Source organism: Synechococcus sp. SynAce01 (genome assembly GCF_001885215.1).
Taxonomy (GTDB): domain Bacteria; phylum Cyanobacteriota; class Cyanobacteriia; order PCC-6307; family Cyanobiaceae; genus Regnicoccus; species Regnicoccus frigidus.
Map to the genome: position 1 here is coordinate 2,095,961 of NZ_CP018091.1, position 14,981 is coordinate 2,110,941.

The following is a 14,981-nucleotide window of genomic DNA, read 5'->3' on the forward strand; positions in this document are numbered from 1 at the left end:
TCAGAATGATTTGGCTGCATCGCTGATTGCTAAACCACTGATTAAGGAATCCAGAGCGTCGCTCACTTGATCGAGCACAGACTGCCAGTTGCCACGCTCCGGCTGACGAAAGAGACGGGCTGATGGATACCAGGGTGACTGGCTCCCTTTGATGCCCCAACGTGGCAAGGGGACATGTTGGAGTAGGACCCACGTGGGCTTTCCAAGGCCGCAGGCCAGATGCACTGTGGTATTGCTCACGGAAATCACGATGTCACAAGCATCGATTAGTGCGGCCAAGTCATCAAGATTTTTGAAGTTGTCAATTTCATTGAGGCATTTGACCTCGATGCCTGTTTGTTGTTGTAACTGGGAAATTTCGCTTTGGGTCTCTCCGTATTGAAGCGAAATCAACTTGACGTTAGACCTAGCCAAGGCGCCAGCCAATCCCATGAGGGACATCGACTTAGAAGCCCCCAGCATTGGGTGTGTACTGCGCCAGGAAATCCCACAGACCAGTTTGGGCTCTCCATTGCGAATCTTTTTGGATACCTGCATCTTCAAGGCTTGATCTGCCACAAGATAACCTGCTGGCGAGGCTGGAAATTCACTGAGCGATTGACGAAAATGTCTGCCTAGGCTGCCCATGGCGATGAAGGCATCATTCTTTGTGCTGGTTGGTACTGAGATGGAATGTTGAAATTTGACCTGCGGTAAGGAGCGCTGCATCAGTGGCAAAAGCCTTGGGTCAACTAGGACAATGATGTCTTCGTGAACTCTTTTCAGGTCCGGAATCATGGTGCCAAAATTGATTTGGTCGCCAACTCCTAGTTCTGCTATTACGATGACCCTTTTTTCCTTATCTCTTGGGTGCCATGAGGGTGATGGAGGTGGAGATTGCTTAACCGTTTCTGATTTCCATCTGTACTCGAAGTGCTCCCATGCTTCTGAAAAATTCTGCTGCAGAAGCATGATCAAACAGCGGCAGTAGCGTGCTTCGACATGTCCTGAATCCTGTTCAATTGCACGATTCAGGTTTTCCATGGCTGCATCGAGCTCGCCCAAATCCTTGAGGGCAACGCCTAAATTGTATGAGGCGTCGGGATAATTGGGCTGAATGGAGAGCGCTTCGTTGAAGGCAAGGATTCCATTTTCGTAATCGCCGATCTGAGTGAGGGCATTGCCAAGATTGCAATGCACCATCGGTAATTCATGTCGAATCGCCAGTGCTTTCCTGTAGACAAGGATGGCGTCTTCAGATTTCCCAGTGCTGGCCAAGGCCTGCCCTAGATTGCTGAGCGCCATCGTGTCGGATGGATTGAGAGTGATTGCTAAATTAGCTATTTTAATGGCTTCATCGTGCCGCTTGGTCCTTCCATAGATTGACGACAGGTTGACATACACAAGGATGTTCTTGGTTTGTGAATTGATTAAAGATAGATATTTTTCTTCCGCCTCTTGAAGCTTTCCGGCCTGATGAAGTTGAAAGGCCTGCTGTATTAGAAATGCTTCTTGCCTTGTAATCGATTGCAGGAAGCCGTTCTTGGATGTCCGCAGTTTGCTGCTGGTTGGATGACTTGGTTTGCTAGAAAATCCCTGCTGCCCTGAACCTGCCCCTCCACGCGATCTGACCATGGGTTGAAGATGGACTACCGCGAAAACCTTACCGATCAAGGCATGGCTTTCAGATTCCAATCTGGTTGGAATGACAGGTTCAGCCAAGCAATGGCCTGAATCCCGGCCCGAGCAAGCAGGGATTGCGAGCTGTCGTGGCACGCTATTGGTGGTGTCTCTATGGGGTTTTGGCTGAGAAAAGCCCTTGATCTTGTGGTTTCCCTTAAAGTTCAGAGGGTTTTGTCCAGCTGGTCAGAACCGCTTCTGTCGCCCCCAACGCCCTTGGCCTTCGTCCCCCTCCATAACCACAGCGACTACAGCCTGCTGGACGGGGCCAGCCAGTTGCCGCAGATGGTCGAGCGGGCTTTGGAGCTGGGTATGCCGGCGCTGGCGCTCACCGATCACGGTGTGATGTATGGGGCGATCGAGCTGCTGAAGCTCTGCACCAAGGCGGGCATCAAGCCGATCATCGGCAACGAGATGTATGTGATCAACGGCTCGATCGATGATCCGCAGCCGAAGAAGGAACGCCGTTACCACCTGGTGGTGCTGGCCAAGAACGCCACCGGCTATCGCAATCTTGTCAAGCTCACCAGCCTCAGCCACCTGCGCGGCATGCGCGGCCGGGGCATCTTTTCGCGCGCCTGCATCGACAAGCAGTTGCTGCGCCAGTACAGCGAGGGACTGATCGTGGCCACCGCCTGCCTGGGCGGTGAGATTCCCCAGGCGATTCTCAAGGGTCGCCCGGATGTGGCCCGCGATGTGGCCCGCTTCTATCAGGAGCTCTTCGGCGACGACTTCTACCTGGAGATCCAGGACCATGGCTCCCCGGAAGACCGGATCGTCAACGGCGAGATCGTGCGCATCGCTGCCGAGCTGGGCATCGAGCTGATCGCCACCAATGACGCCCACTACCTCACCCGCCACGACGTGGAGGCCCACGACGCCCTCCTCTGCGTGCTCACCGGCAAGTTGGTGAGCGACGTCAAACGCCTGCGCTATACGGGCACCGAATACATCAAGAGTGAGGAGGAGATGGGGCGGCTGTTCGCCGACCATCTCGAGCCTGCGGTGGTGGCCCGGGCGATCGCCAACACCGTTGTGGTGGCAGACAAAGTGGAGGCCTACGACATCCTCGGGCGTCAGCAGATGCCCCGCTTCCCGATCCCGGCTGGGCATACGGCGGTGAGCTATCTGCGCGAGGTGAGCGAGCAGGGCCTGCGCCAGCGTCAGGGCTTGCAGGATTCAGACCCGTTCGAGCCTCTGTATGGCGAGCGGCTGGCCTTTGAGCTGCAGGTGATGGAGCAGATGGGCTTCCCCACCTACTTCCTGGTGGTCTGGGATTACATCCGCTATGCCCGCGAGCAAGGCATCCCGGTGGGGCCCGGGCGTGGCTCGGCGGCCGGCTCCCTGGTGGCTTACGCCCTGGGGATCACGGCGCTGGATCCGGTGGAGCACGGCCTGCTGTTCGAGCGCTTCCTCAACCCGGAGCGCCAGTCGATGCCTGACATCGACACCGACTTCTGCATCGAGCGCCGCAGCGAGGTGATCGAGTATGTGACGGAGCGCTATGGCGCCGACAAGGTGGCCCAGATCATCACCTTCAACCGCATGACCTCGAAGGCGGTGCTCAAGGATGTGGCCCGGGTGCTCGACATTCCCTATGGCGATGCCGACCGCCTCGCCAAGTTGATTCCTGTGGTGCGCGGCAAGCCCGCCAAGCTCGCCGAGATGATCGGCCCCGATTCACCGGCGCCGGAATTCAGGGAGAAGTATGAGAAAGATCCGGTGGTGCAGCGCTGGGTGGATATGGCCCGCCGGATCGAGGGCACCAACAAAACCTTTGGTGTTCATGCCGCCGGGGTGGTGATTGCCGCGGAACCGCTCGATGAACTGGTGCCGCTGCAGCGCAACAACGACGGCCAGGTAATCACCCAATACTTCATGGAAGACGTGGAGGCGATGGGGCTGCTGAAGATGGACTTCCTCGGTCTGCGCAACCTCACCATGATCGAGAAAACCATTGATCTCGTTGAGCAGAACACTGGCGAAAGGATCGATCCTGATGCCCTTCCGGCCTTTGACGACGCCACCTTCGCCTTGCTCGCCCGCGGCGATCTCGAAGGTATCTTCCAGCTCGAATCGAGCGGCATGCGCCAGATCGTGCGCGATCTCAAGCCCTCCTCCCTCGAAGACATCTCTTCGATCCTGGCGTTGTATCGGCCGGGCCCGCTCGATGCCGGCCTGATACCCAAGTTCATCAACCGCAAGCACGGCCGTGAAGCGATTGAGTTCGCCTGTCCGGCGCTGGAGCCGATCCTGAAGGAAACCTACGGGATCATGGTGTATCAGGAGCAGATCATGCGGATCGCCCAGGATCTGGCTGGTTATTCACTCGGTGAAGCCGACCTGCTGCGCCGGGCGATGGGCAAAAAGAAAGTGGCCGAGATGCAGAAACACCGCCATCAGTTCGTGGAGGGTGCCACCTCCCGAGGTGTGATGGGCACGGTGGCTGAAGCCTTGTTTGAGCAGATGGTGTTGTTCGCTGAATACTGCTTCAACAAGAGCCATTCCACCGCCTACGGCGCGGTTACGTACCAAACGGCTTACCTCAAGGCGCACTTCCCGGTCGCCTACATGGCGGCGCTGCTCACGGTCAATGCCGGCAGCACCGACAAGGTGCAGCGTTATATCGCCAACTGTCAGGCGATGGGCATCGAGGTGATGCCGCCCGACCTCAATGCCTCCGGCATCGACTTCACCCCAACCGGTGAGCGCATCCTGTTTGGCCTCTCGGCGGTGCGCAACCTCGGCGATGGTGCGATCCGCCAGCTGCTGGAAGCCCGCATCAGCGGCGGACCGTTCGTGAGCCTGGCCGACCTCTGCGACCGCATCCCCGGCCAGCTGCTCAACCGCCGGGCGCTGGAATCGCTGATCCACTGCGGGGCGCTCGATGCCCTTGAGGCTGGTGGCAACCGCGCCCAGTTGATGGCGGATCTGGATCTGGTGCTCGATTGGGCCACCTCCCGCGCGAAAGACCGGGCCAGCGGCCAGGGCAACCTCTTCGATCTGCTCGCCGGTGCGGCTGCGGATCCTGCCCCGGATTCAGGAACTCCTTCAGCAACGTCATCTCCGGCTGGTGGCGATCTGGCCACGGCGCCGAAGGCCGCTCCTGTGGCCGATTACCCCCCCAACGAGAAGCTGAAACTGGAGAAGGAGCTGGTGGGCTTCTACCTCTCCGACCATCCGCTCAAGCAGCTCTCGGGGCCGATGCGGCTGCTCACCCCGATCGGCCTGGCCAGCCTGGAGGAGCAGGCCGACAAGGCCCGCGTGAGTGTGGTGGCGATGGTGGCTGAACTGCGGCCCCTGACCACGCGCAAGGGCGATCGGATGGCCGTGCTCCAGCTCGAAGATCTCAGCGGCAGCGCCGAAGCGGTGGTGTTCCCGAAAACCTATGCCCGCCTGGCTGACCACCTGATGGTGGATGCCCGCCTGCTGCTCTGGGCCTCTGTTGACCGCCGCGACGACCGGGTGCAGCTGATCGTTGACGATTGCCGCGTCATCGACGAGCTGCAGTTGCTGATGGTGGACCTCGATGCCGAGCAGGCCGCCGACATCAGCGTGCAGCACCAACTGCGCGAGTGCCTGGTGCAGCACCGCCTCGGCCAGGACGACGCCGGCCTGCGCATCCCCGTGGTGGCGCTGGTGCATGACCAGGAGCAGGCCCGCTATGTGCGCCTCGGCCACCAGTTCTGCGTGCGCGATGGCGAAGCCGCCCTCCATACCCTCACGGCCGCTGCCTTCACCGCCCGGTTGCGCACACCGCTGCAGCTGGTCTGAACGGAGGGCGGGATCCGATCGTCCCCGGTCGCTGGATTAAGGCCTGGACGTGGGGTCAAAGCCGGTATTTGTGATCAAAGGCCGAACTTGCGATTCGCCTCTCGCCTGCAGATAGCTTTGGCCATGGTTAAGGTCTCTTTGCGCTCCAACTGCTTGATTAAGCAGCGACAGGTGAATGGGGCTAACGCATCAGGCCTTGGACGGGCGGTGCTTCTTCCTTCCATGGTCACAGCGCCCTTGCATATGGCCAGCCGAGGCTGATCGGCTAGTTATGTTATCCCTATCTTGATTGGTCCCCAAGTCTTGAGTCAAAGAGCCCAAGACTTGGAGAGACAGGAGTGCCCCTTGTGGTTAATGGCCACTCCAGTTTGGAAGGTCTCTGGAGCGAAGTCGGTTTCTGTTGAAGCTGAGTTCCACTCCGTTAAAGAGGGGTCAAGCCTTCATGCTCAGGTCATCACATCTTGTCTGCAGCGTCTGATGTGGCTTCACCGAGTTTGCCGACGGCAGACTTGAGTCCTTGCTTGAGATCGGATCCCGCCTGCATGGCGGAAGCCTGGACCTGCTTGGCCTGTCCCTTGATCTTTTCACCCGTATCACCGGTCAGATCACCGTGGGCTGCTTCAAGCCGGCCTTCGGCATCTTTGGCTGTGGCATTTAAATCTTTAGACATGAATCGTGCTGCAAAGGGAAGGTTGGCGGGATGGCTGCTCAAGGCCATGGCAGGAGCTTGAACAACCAGTGAGATGATCAAGACGATCACCGACAGAATCAGTCTGAGTGGACGCGTCCTGTCCGTTGTCATGGCATCCACAGTTGCAAGGGCCAACCTCATAGGTAGCCAGAAGACTGGCCGCTGGCCACGGAAATGCTGCTGAGAATCCCTTGAAAGGGACAACAGCTGAAAATCTCCAGGTTCTGAATTGATTGATGAGTCGCGGTGCTTATGCAATTCCAGGCAGGTTTCAGCCCTGGAACTGGGACAGGCACCGCTGAAGACATGGAACGTCAGACCATGACTCCGATCGGGGCACCAAACAGGGCCAGGGAGGAGACGTTGCCTATTTTGTTGCTGCCGCAAGCAACGCATCCGTGAGCCCGTCAGGATCGGCCATGGCATCAGTGCCCGGACCCGAACCCGCATTCCCCAGCAACTCAGGTTTGTCAACAAAGCACTCAATCAGAGCTTTGAAGAAATTGTCTTGATGACTGAGCATGTGTGTCCCCATGGTGCCCGTCCTTCCACCGAGGCACAAATCAACAGATCCATCTAGACCCGTGATGACCACTCCTGGCTGGTGAGAGAGCGAACGATGAATCATCAAAGGATTCTGAGATGAAAAGAATTCCACCGCTTCCTCTGGGGTGCTGTGGATCAACGTTGCTTCTTGGGCCAAGTGGTGGAATCGTCTGAGGATTTCATGCGTTGGCTTCGAGCCTGGCTCCAGATCCCAGGAACTGGGTTGCCAGGCCACGTCAAGGGCGATGTCAACCCCAAGCGGTATCGAACGCTCAAGAATCATCGTCAGCGTTGTGTCCTCTGTTGCGCAAATCAGGGAATTGCTGGTGATCAGCAGCCAAGAGGCTTTTGAAACGATTGGCATCATGGCTTCCACCAGGCCAGCAGGTGTTTGGGTGGAAGCACAGGCTGCGCTATAGACGGCGGAGAACTCAACAACTGCTGGAATATCTGTAGCGCTCATTGAGGAAGCTGACTCCTTGGCGGGAAGATTACTGCTGGAGCCATGCAAAGTGTTGGAAATCATGTTGTTGCGGTGATGGAGGGAGTAGGGCTGCAAGCAATAATTATCGTGATCAACGATGCATTTAGGAGTATCTTCTGATTGGCCATCAGGCTGAAGTTGGTTTTGTGTCTTAGTTGTCTTTTTCCGCAAAATTGTGAAATCGTGTGGCTAAGTCTTGGAAGAGGTGATCTGTCTGTATTAGCAGTACTTCCCAGTTTGCTTGGGTAGCTTGTTTCAGCCTCTCTGCCTGCGAATGGGCTTGATCTCGGGCCTCGGTTAGCTCCGCCACTCGCTTCTCGGTTTCGTTGCGGACTTCCGACGAGATGCTTTGCAGTGTTTGTTTGAGTGTCTCGATCTGGTGAGACCAAGCCTCAATTTGTGCCTGCTTTTTGGCGAGGATGGCTTGCTTGAGTTGCTCATCCACTTGGCTTTGCCCGTCAGCTTGGTTGCTGATGGGCGGCTGAGACGTGTTGCTCATGGTGTCTGTCTAAGGTTGGATCGGTTGATTTCAACTCAACGGCGTAGCTCGACAAATCTGCCCGAAGAACCGGAACCGTGGTTTAACTTTGTGACCAGCTACATGTAAGTGGGTCCATATTATCAGGACGTGCCTCTTCAGCTTGTCCAAAAAATCTCTCAGTGATCACCATTGACCTGTATTAATCCTTAAGATCTTCTGTATCGTGATGCGGTATCTGAGCTTTTGGTCGTGTATCTGTCTGCTACGCCAGTGCCATTGGTAGTATGAATCAAGCCCTTTTTTCTCACGAAGGTCCCACTCATGATTGAATCATCATCAACACCGAGCGTGGACCCTTGCTTGGAGTCCAATTGGTGTTGGCAAACTATGCCTGTCAGTTCATGCTGATAGGCAGCAATCGAGAGACCCAATCGATCTGGCTTTGACTTCAACCACCAGGTCAATGTTGGCGCGATCGATGGCTGGATGGATCGCCTGAGCAGAGCGCTTCTCTGTCCCAATTGCCGCTTTCCCTCATGGTTTGTCGTTTTCGTCAAAACTCCGCAGCTTTCGGCCCCTTTCGCCCCGGCAGCCATGGCTGAGCTGCTGGTCAGGGCTCAAGGCCGCTGCAAGCTCATGAGCGCTGGCTTTGAGGCCTTCAATGGACACTGCGTCTTCAAACACAAAAGGTCTGGGGATGTCGATGCCGATGTCATCACGCTCGATGACGGCACCGCTTTCAATTTCTCCGGTCCGGGTGTTCAGGCCCTGAGCGTGCGGACCCACTCCGGCATCCGTAATGTGCGGCACCAGGCCCAATCCGATCATGAGGTGTTCAGCTGGAAGGATGGCCAGCCACGTCAGCTTTCGGTGCGTCTCGACAATGTCCAGAATCCAAATGTTCGTTTCGAGGATGATGATCAGAAGGCTGACACCAGTTCGCTGGTGGGTGAGCGCGGGTGCCAGGCCCTGCGAACCCTGACCTCCAAGGGCTACAGCTACCGCGGCGGCACCAAGCTGGCTGACAGCACCTTCACCTACTGGAAGCAGCCCAGGACGAACCATTGCGTGGCGGTTCGCACCACCAACGGTCGCTATCGCTCTATCACTTACACCAAAAAGGGCGACTGCAGCTGACGGGCGGCCCCTTCAGGCGCGCTTGAGCACGCGCACGATCACCAGCAGAATCACCGCGCCCAGGGTGGCCACCACCAGGCTGCCCAGCAGGCCACCGCCGACGGCACCGGCCAGACCGCTGAAGAACAGGCCACCGATCAGGGCACCGATGATGCCGATCACCAGGTCACCGATCAGGCCGAAGCCACCGCCGCGCACCAGAAGCCCCGCCAGCCAGCCGGCGATCACACCCACCAGCAGAAACCAGAGAACGTTCATGGGCAGCGGCCTCTGTATGGATCGAACTGAGGCTAGATGGTTGGCCCGGCTCAGCCCGCCGGAGGTGTTTTGCTGCCGCTGCCCTGGCCCATGGCCCGGATCGAGGCGCGCAGCCGCGGAATGTTGACGCCGATCTGCTCAAAGCCCAGGGTGCTGCCAGGCTTGTCCTCCCAGCTGGCCGAAAGCACTCCGTAGCTGAGCCCCACCAGGCCGAGCAGGAAGCAGCCGCCGGATGTGGCCAGGGTGAGCACGGGCGGAATGTCGAAGATGCCGCGGCTCACCAGCAGGTAGCTGGCCACGAACACGGCCATGCCCAGAACCGAGGGCACCCCGGTGGCGATGGCGATGCGCACGGCCATGCGATTGGCCACGGCCCTCGGGATCACGTTGCCTCCCGAAGCCGGCTTATCGCCCTTCTGCTTGCCAGAAGCTGCCTTGCCAGAAGCCGGCTTGCCAGGAGGGCCCTGCGGCTTAAAGGGCAGCGGCTTGCGCTTGGCGGCCATGGCGGGGATCAGCCCCGGATGCCGAGCTTGGCGATCAACTGGCTGTAGCGCTCCTCGCTCTGGGCGCGGAGGTAGCCGAGCAGCCGCTTGCGGCGCCCGATCATCTTCAGCAGGCCCTGACGGGAGGAGAAGTCGTGCTTGTTCTGCTGCAGGTGGCCGGTGAGCTGAACGACCCGGGCGCTCAACATCGCCACCTGGACCTCAACCGAGCCGGTGTCGGTGCCGTGGGTCTGATGGCCGTTGATCAGTTCCTGCTTTTTGGTGGTATTAAGCGGCATGCCGGCGTCGAGCCCTGTCGGTGCAAAGAAACAACTTACCGCCCCGGCTGCCCTCAGGCCGCCTGCTGCGCCAACCAGACCAGACTCTCCTTCAGCCAGGCGTCTGCCCCCAGTGTTGGCTCCAGCCCCTGCTGGCCCACGGCCCGCAGCGCCCGGTTGATTTCAAGCGGCTCGTAACCCAGGGCCGCCAGGGTGATCTGCACGTCGTCGCGGGTGGCTTGGGCCGGGCCGTTGGCGCTGCTGCCGGCTGCTCCAGGAGCGTCTGGTGCCTCCAGCGCTGCCGGGGAGCCGGCTCCGAAGGCCTCGGACAGCTTGCTGCGCAGCTCAACAGACAGGCGCTCAGCAGTGCGTTTGCCCACGCCGGGGGCTGTGGAGAGCAGGCGCAGGTCGGCCTGAACGATCGCCCGAACCAGCTCCTCGGTGGGCATGGCCCCGAGCAGGGCCAGGGCCATCTGCGGGCCAACGCCACTGACGGCCACCAGCAGGCGGAACAGATCACGCTCGTGGCGCGCTACAAAGCCGAACAGGGTCCAGCCGTCGTCGCGGATCGATTGGTGGATGTAGAGCACCAGGCTGCAGCCGCCCTGGGGCAGGCCATCCCACTGGCGCCGGGTGAGCTGCACCTCGTAGCCCACGCCCTGGCAGCAGAGCAGCAGGCCACAGCGATTGCCCTGCTGCCACTGCTCCGCCACGGTGCCCTGCAGCCAGCCGATCATGGGGTTGTGTTGACGACACCCCATGCTGCCCGCTCCGCCCATTCCCGCCAGCCGCCGGCAACCACTGTTTGTGGGGGCGTGGATCAGCCTGGTGGCGCTTGTGCTGCTTCTGCTCGGCCTGGGCGGCTGCCAGGCTGCTGGCCAGCCACCCCGCCAGGTGCTCCTCGATGCCCTGGAGCTGCAGATTGCCCTGACCCAAGACTCCATCGCCCAGGCGCTTGAGCTGCCGCCGCCGGGGCCGCCGCAGGTGAGCCGGGTGCGGGTGGAAGGGCAGGAGACCGTGGCGATCGGCGAGGTCAAGGGGCTGCACCTCACAGGCCAGTTCGACTGGCGGCTGGCCGACGCCCCCTACCGGGTCGACAGCACTTTCGAGCTGTTCCTGCAACGGGGAGAGAAAGGCCAGAGCTGGCGGTTGGCACGGCCCAGTGAGGCCGATGGCGCCCAGGGTTGGTTGATTGATTCTTTGCCGATGAAGGGCTGAGGGTCTCAGGGTTGCGGTTCTTTTGGCCTGCCCAACGGGCGGCAGCCGGCATCAGCCTGCGTGTCGAGTCGCCAACGGAATCAGCCCCTCGCGGTCATCGCTCGCCGGCCTGGCTATGGAGAAGAGGCAGCGGCTGCTTCCTTCGCCTGGTCGCGCGATCGCAGCGAGAACCCAACGATGATCCGGCGCCAATGGCTCCTGTTGCTGATCAGCCTCTCGGTGGTGGGTGGCGGCACCGGCTTCGCCATCTGGCAGGCCTCCCGGCCTGAGCCTCTGGGCGCCGGCTTTGCCAGCAGTAACGGACGGATCGAAGCGGTAGAAATCGATGTGGCCACGAAGACGGCTGGCCGGCTCGATCAGGTGTTCAAGGACGAGGGAGATTTCGTCGTTTACGGCCAAGTGCTGGCCCAGATGAACACCGACGTTCTGGAGGCGCAGCTGCTTGAAGCGCAGGCGGATCGACACAAGGCCAACAACGCCATCGCCACGGCCCGCAGCACCGTGGCGCAGCGACGCAGCGAACAGACAGCGGCTGAAGCCGTCGTGGCACAACGGATCTCCCAGCGCAACGAAGCCCGGCAACACCTGCGCCGCCAGGAGCAGCTGTTCTTGAAAGGAGCGGTGTCGGAGGAGGATCGTGACGATGCGCGCACCGTCTCTTCCAGCGCCGATGCGGTTGTCGCCTCGACCGAAGCGACCGTGGCGGCGAGCCGCGCTGCGATCACCACGGCCGGCTCACTGGTGATTGAAGCGGAATCGGCGCTGGCGGCCGCCGCCGCCAGGATCCAGGAGATCCGAGCGAACATCACCGACAGCCAGCTCAAGGCCCCCCGAGATGGACGGGTGCAGTACCGCGTCGCCCAGCCCGGCGAGGTACTGAGCGCGGGAGGGAAGGTGCTGAACATGATCGATCTCTCCGACGTTTCGATGACCTTCTTTCTGCCCACCGACCAGGCCGGACGGGTGCGGCTTGGGGCCGATGTTCACCTGGTGCTGGACGCCGCCCCGCAGCTGGTGATCCCGGCACAGGTCAGCTTTGTGGCCGACGTGGCCCAGTTCACGCCCAAAACGGTGGAAACGGCGGTTGAGCGTCAGAAGCTGTCGTTTCGGATCAAGGCACGGATCGATCCCTCCCTGCTGAAACGCCACATCCGCAGCGTCAAAACGGGCCTGCCAGGCATGGCCTACGTGCGCCTCGACCCCAAAGCCCAATGGCCGGCGCGGTTGGCGGCGAAGGTGCCGGATTGAGCTCAGCAGTGATCAAGCTCCAAGACGTGCGCTTGCGCTTCGGCGCAACCTGCGCCCTGGACGGCATCAGCCTGGATGTGGCCAGCGGCTGCCTCAGCGGCCTGGTAGGCCCGGATGGAGTGGGAAAATCCAGCCTGTTGGCGCTGGTGGCCGGAACCCGCCGGGTGCAGCAGGGCCGAGTGCGCGTCCTCGGCGGCGACATGGCCAACCCTCGCCACCGTCGCCAGGTATGCCCGCGCATCGCCTACATGCCCCAGGGCCTGGGGAACAACCTCTCCCCCACGCTCACGGTCAACGAGAACGTCGATTTTTTCGCGCGCCTGTTCGGCTTGGGCCGCGCCGAGCGCCGCAGCCGCAGCGCTGCCTTGCTGGAGCGCACCGGGCTCGGGGCCTTCGGTGCCCGCCCCGCCGGCCAGCTTTCCGGGGGGATGAAGCAGAAACTCGGGCTGTGCTGCGCCCTGATCCATGCCCCGGACCTGCTGATTCTGGATGAACCGACCACTGGGGTTGATCCCCTCTCGCGCCGCCAGTTCTGGGACCTGATCGCCAGCATCCGCTGCGATCACCCGACCATGACCGTGCTGGTGGCAACCGCCTCGATGGACGAGGCCGCCAGCTTCGATTGGCTGGTGGCGATGGACGGCGGCCGCGTGCTCAGCAGCGGCACCCCGGCGGAACTGCTCCAGCGCACCGGCGCCAGCACAGCGGAGGCCGTCTTCATTGCCCTGCTGCCCGAGGCGAGGCGCCGGGAGCACCATCCCGTCACGGTGCCACCGCTGCCGCCGGGTGACGGCCAGCTGGCGATCGAGGCCATTGATCTGAGCAAGCGCTTCGGGGCGTTCCTGGCGGTGGATCAGGTCAACGTGCGCATCGAGCGCGGCGAGATCTTCGGCTTCCTCGGCTCCAACGGCTGTGGCAAAACAACGACGATGAAGATGCTGGCGGGTCTGCTGCCGGCTAGCTCCGGCCAGGTGCGTCTGTTCCACCAGCCCCTGGACGCGGGTGACCTCACCACCCGGCGCCGGGTTGGGTACATGTCGCAGGCGTTCTCGCTGTATAGCGAGCTGACGGTGCGCCAGAACCTGGTGCTGCATGCCCGGCTGTTCCAGGTGCCGGAGGCGGAGATCGCCGGGCGTGTGCTGGAACTACAGCAGCAGTTCGGCTTGGAGGGTCTCGAGGGCGCACTGCCCGGTGCCCTGCCGTTGGGGGTGCGGCAGCGGCTGTCCCTGGCGGTGGCGCTGGTGCACCGGCCCGAATTGTTGATCCTTGATGAACCCACCTCAGGGGTCGATCCGATCGCCAGGGACACCTTCTGGCAGAAGCTGATCGACCTGTCGCGCCGCGACCACGTCACGATCTTCCTCTCGACCCACTTCATCAACGAAGCCCAGCGCTGCGACCGCATCTCTCTGATGCATGCCGGCCGTGTGCTGGTAAGCGACACCCCCGCCGGCCTGGTGAGGCGACGCGACGCGGCCACGCTGGAGGAGGCCTTCATCGGCTACTTGGAGGAAGCGAGCGGCGCCACCGAGCCCGCTGGTTCTGCGGCCCCCACGGCTGTAGCAACCACAGAGCAATCGCCATTGGAAACGGCAGGATTCAGCCTGCAACGGCTGGGCAGCTACACCCGTCGTGAGGCCCTGGAACTGATCCGTGACCCGATCCGCATCACCACGGCCGTGCTCGGCAGCCTGTTCTTGATGGTGGTGATGGCCTTCGGCATCAGCATGGATGTCGAGAACCTGCCCTATGCCGTGCTCGACCGTGACGACACCACGACGAGCCGCGACTACGCCCTCAACCTGGCCGGGTCGCGCTATTTCATCGAACATGCGCCGCTGAATGGCGATGGCGACCTTGACCGGCGCATGCGCTCGGGGGAGCTGAGTGTGGTGATCGAATTTCCGCCGGGCTTAGGGCGTGATCTTGATCGCGGCGACCCGGTGCAGATCGGCGCCTGGATCGATGGATCAATGCCGACGAGGGCCGAGACGGTGCGCGCCTACATGCAGGGCCTGCATGGCCAGTGGCAGACGGACCGGGCTCGGCGGGCGTTGGGTCAACCCATGCCGCTCCCACCAGCGACCATCGAGACCCGCTTTCGCTACAACCCCGACATCCTCAGCCTGGTGGCGATGGTGCCGGCGACGATTCCGATCCTGCTGCTGTTGATCCCGGCGATCCTGGCGGCACTCTCGGTGGTGCGCGAAAAGGAGCTGGGCACGATCGTCAACTTCTATGCCACCCCCGTGACCCGGCTGGAATTCCTGGTTGGCAAGCAACTGCCCTACGTCGCCCTGGCGATGGTGAATTACGTCTTGCTCACCTTGATGGCGGTGACCCTGTTCGCCGTACCCCTCAAAGGCAGTGTTATGGCCCAGGCCAGCGGCGCCCTGATCTATGTGATCTGCGCCACCGGGCTGGGGCTGTTGATCTCGACCCTGGTGCGCACCCAGATCGCCGCGTTGTTCGGCACCGCAGTGCTAACGATCTTGCCGGCAACCTCTTTCTGCGGGCTGCTTGATCCGGTGGCGTCGTTGCAGGGGGCCGGCGCGGTGATCGGGGCGATCTACCCCACCAGCCACGACCTGACCATCTCCACCGGCACCTACCTCAAGGGACTGGGCTTCAGCGATCTGCTTGGCTCCTTCGCCTCACTGCTGCTGGCTGTGCCGGTGCTGCTGGGGTTGTCCGTTCTTTTGCTCAAGAAACAGGAGACCTGAGC

At 61.2% G+C, this 14,981-nt stretch carries 13 protein-coding genes; 5 read left to right on the forward strand and 8 right to left on the reverse strand.

Annotated features, from left to right (window positions below; genetic code table 11):
• Positions 1 to 1,701, reverse strand: a complete 1,701-nt coding sequence (locus BM449_RS10960) for a tetratricopeptide repeat-containing glycosyltransferase family protein (protein ID WP_145536666.1) — start codon at positions 1,699 to 1,701, stop codon at positions 1 to 3.
• Positions 1,702 to 1,875: 174 nt separating this feature from the next.
• On the opposite strand from BM449_RS10960, the gene BM449_RS10965 reads away from it, so the two are divergent.
• The gene (locus tag BM449_RS10965) at positions 1,876 to 5,433 is read left to right on the forward strand and encodes a DNA polymerase III subunit alpha (RefSeq protein WP_071801245.1); all 3,558 of its coding nucleotides are present in this window, start codon (positions 1,876 to 1,878) and stop codon (positions 5,431 to 5,433) included.
• Positions 5,434 to 5,887: 454 nt separating this feature from the next.
• Here the strand turns inward: BM449_RS10965 and BM449_RS15455 are convergent, their stop codons facing one another.
• From BM449_RS15455 to BM449_RS10980, 3 genes are all read right to left on the reverse strand, one after another.
• Entirely contained in the window at positions 5,888 to 6,235 is a 348-nt protein-coding gene (locus BM449_RS15455; RefSeq protein WP_233830675.1) for a CsbD family protein, read from the reverse strand.
• Positions 6,236 to 6,491: 256 nt separating this feature from the next.
• The gene (locus BM449_RS10975; RefSeq protein WP_145536669.1) at positions 6,492 to 7,229 is read right to left on the reverse strand and encodes a fructokinase; all 738 of its coding nucleotides are present in this window, start codon (positions 7,227 to 7,229) and stop codon (positions 6,492 to 6,494) included.
• Positions 7,230 to 7,305: 76 nt separating this feature from the next.
• On the reverse strand, positions 7,306 to 7,653 hold the full coding sequence (locus tag BM449_RS10980) for a hypothetical protein (RefSeq protein ID WP_071801247.1): 348 nt from the start codon (positions 7,651 to 7,653) through the stop codon (positions 7,306 to 7,308).
• Positions 7,654 to 8,229: 576 nt separating this feature from the next.
• Between BM449_RS10980 and BM449_RS10985 the strand changes: the two genes are divergently transcribed.
• Positions 8,230 to 8,772, forward strand: a complete 543-nt coding sequence (locus BM449_RS10985; RefSeq protein WP_071801248.1) for a hypothetical protein — start codon at positions 8,230 to 8,232, stop codon at positions 8,770 to 8,772.
• Positions 8,773 to 8,784: 12 nt separating this feature from the next.
• Here the strand turns inward: BM449_RS10985 and BM449_RS10990 are convergent, their stop codons facing one another.
• From BM449_RS10990 to ruvA, 4 genes are read right to left on the reverse strand one after another with little or no spacing between them, the layout of a single operon-like run.
• The gene (locus BM449_RS10990) at positions 8,785 to 9,030 is read right to left on the reverse strand and encodes a GlsB/YeaQ/YmgE family stress response membrane protein (RefSeq protein ID WP_071801249.1); all 246 of its coding nucleotides are present in this window, start codon (positions 9,028 to 9,030) and stop codon (positions 8,785 to 8,787) included.
• 50 nt (positions 9,031 to 9,080) lie between these two features.
• Complete coding sequence (locus BM449_RS10995; protein WP_071801250.1) at positions 9,081 to 9,533, reverse strand: PAM68 family protein; 453 nt, start codon at positions 9,531 to 9,533, stop codon at positions 9,081 to 9,083.
• Positions 9,534 to 9,541: 8 nt separating this feature from the next.
• Entirely contained in the window at positions 9,542 to 9,811 is a 270-nt protein-coding gene (gene rpsO / locus BM449_RS11000; RefSeq protein ID WP_071801251.1) for a 30S ribosomal protein S15, read from the reverse strand.
• A 53-nt stretch (positions 9,812 to 9,864) separates the two neighbouring features.
• On the reverse strand, positions 9,865 to 10,527 hold the full coding sequence (gene ruvA, locus BM449_RS11005; RefSeq protein ID WP_071801252.1) for a Holliday junction branch migration protein RuvA: 663 nt from the start codon (positions 10,525 to 10,527) through the stop codon (positions 9,865 to 9,867).
• 22 nt (positions 10,528 to 10,549) lie between these two features.
• Here ruvA and BM449_RS11010 point away from each other — a divergent pair, with 22 nt between their 5' ends.
• From BM449_RS11010 to rbbA, 3 genes are read left to right on the forward strand one after another with little or no spacing between them, the layout of a single operon-like run.
• Positions 10,550 to 11,008, forward strand: a complete 459-nt coding sequence (locus BM449_RS11010; RefSeq protein ID WP_071801253.1) for a hypothetical protein — start codon at positions 10,550 to 10,552, stop codon at positions 11,006 to 11,008.
• A gap of 60 nt (positions 11,009 to 11,068) precedes the next feature.
• Positions 11,069 to 12,256 (forward strand): HlyD family efflux transporter periplasmic adaptor subunit, encoded by a 1,188-nt coding sequence (locus BM449_RS11015; protein ID WP_205526823.1) that lies wholly within the window; start codon positions 11,069 to 11,071, stop codon positions 12,254 to 12,256.
• On the forward strand, positions 12,220 to 14,979 hold the full coding sequence (gene rbbA / locus BM449_RS11020) for a ribosome-associated ATPase/putative transporter RbbA (protein WP_071801254.1): 2,760 nt from the start codon (positions 12,220 to 12,222) through the stop codon (positions 14,977 to 14,979). The genes BM449_RS11015 and rbbA overlap by 37 nt, the downstream gene beginning before the upstream one ends.
• Positions 14,980 to 14,981 lie beyond the last annotated feature (2 nt).

What these genes read in the sequence shown, in the direction of transcription:
- BM449_RS15455 (WP_233830675.1), bottom strand. Translation starts at nt 6,235, where the DNA reads ATGACAACGGACAGGACGCGTCCACTCAGACTGATTCTGTCGGTGATC.
- BM449_RS10980 (WP_071801247.1), bottom strand. Translation starts at nt 7,653, where the DNA reads ATGAGCAACACGTCTCAGCCGCCCATCAGCAACCAAGCTGACGGGCAA.
- BM449_RS10985 (WP_071801248.1), top strand. Translation starts at nt 8,230, where the DNA reads ATGGCTGAGCTGCTGGTCAGGGCTCAAGGCCGCTGCAAGCTCATGAGC.
- BM449_RS10990 (WP_071801249.1), bottom strand. Translation starts at nt 9,030, where the DNA reads ATGAACGTTCTCTGGTTTCTGCTGGTGGGTGTGATCGCCGGCTGGCTG.
- BM449_RS10995 (WP_071801250.1), bottom strand. Translation starts at nt 9,533, where the DNA reads ATGGCCGCCAAGCGCAAGCCGCTGCCCTTTAAGCCGCAGGGCCCTCCT.
- rpsO (WP_071801251.1), bottom strand. Translation starts at nt 9,811, where the DNA reads ATGCCGCTTAATACCACCAAAAAGCAGGAACTGATCAACGGCCATCAG.
- ruvA (WP_071801252.1), bottom strand. Translation starts at nt 10,527, where the DNA reads ATGATCGGCTGGCTGCAGGGCACCGTGGCGGAGCAGTGGCAGCAGGGC.
- BM449_RS11010 (WP_071801253.1), top strand. Translation starts at nt 10,550, where the DNA reads ATGCTGCCCGCTCCGCCCATTCCCGCCAGCCGCCGGCAACCACTGTTT.
- rbbA (WP_071801254.1), top strand. Translation starts at nt 12,220, where the DNA reads ATGGCCGGCGCGGTTGGCGGCGAAGGTGCCGGATTGAGCTCAGCAGTG.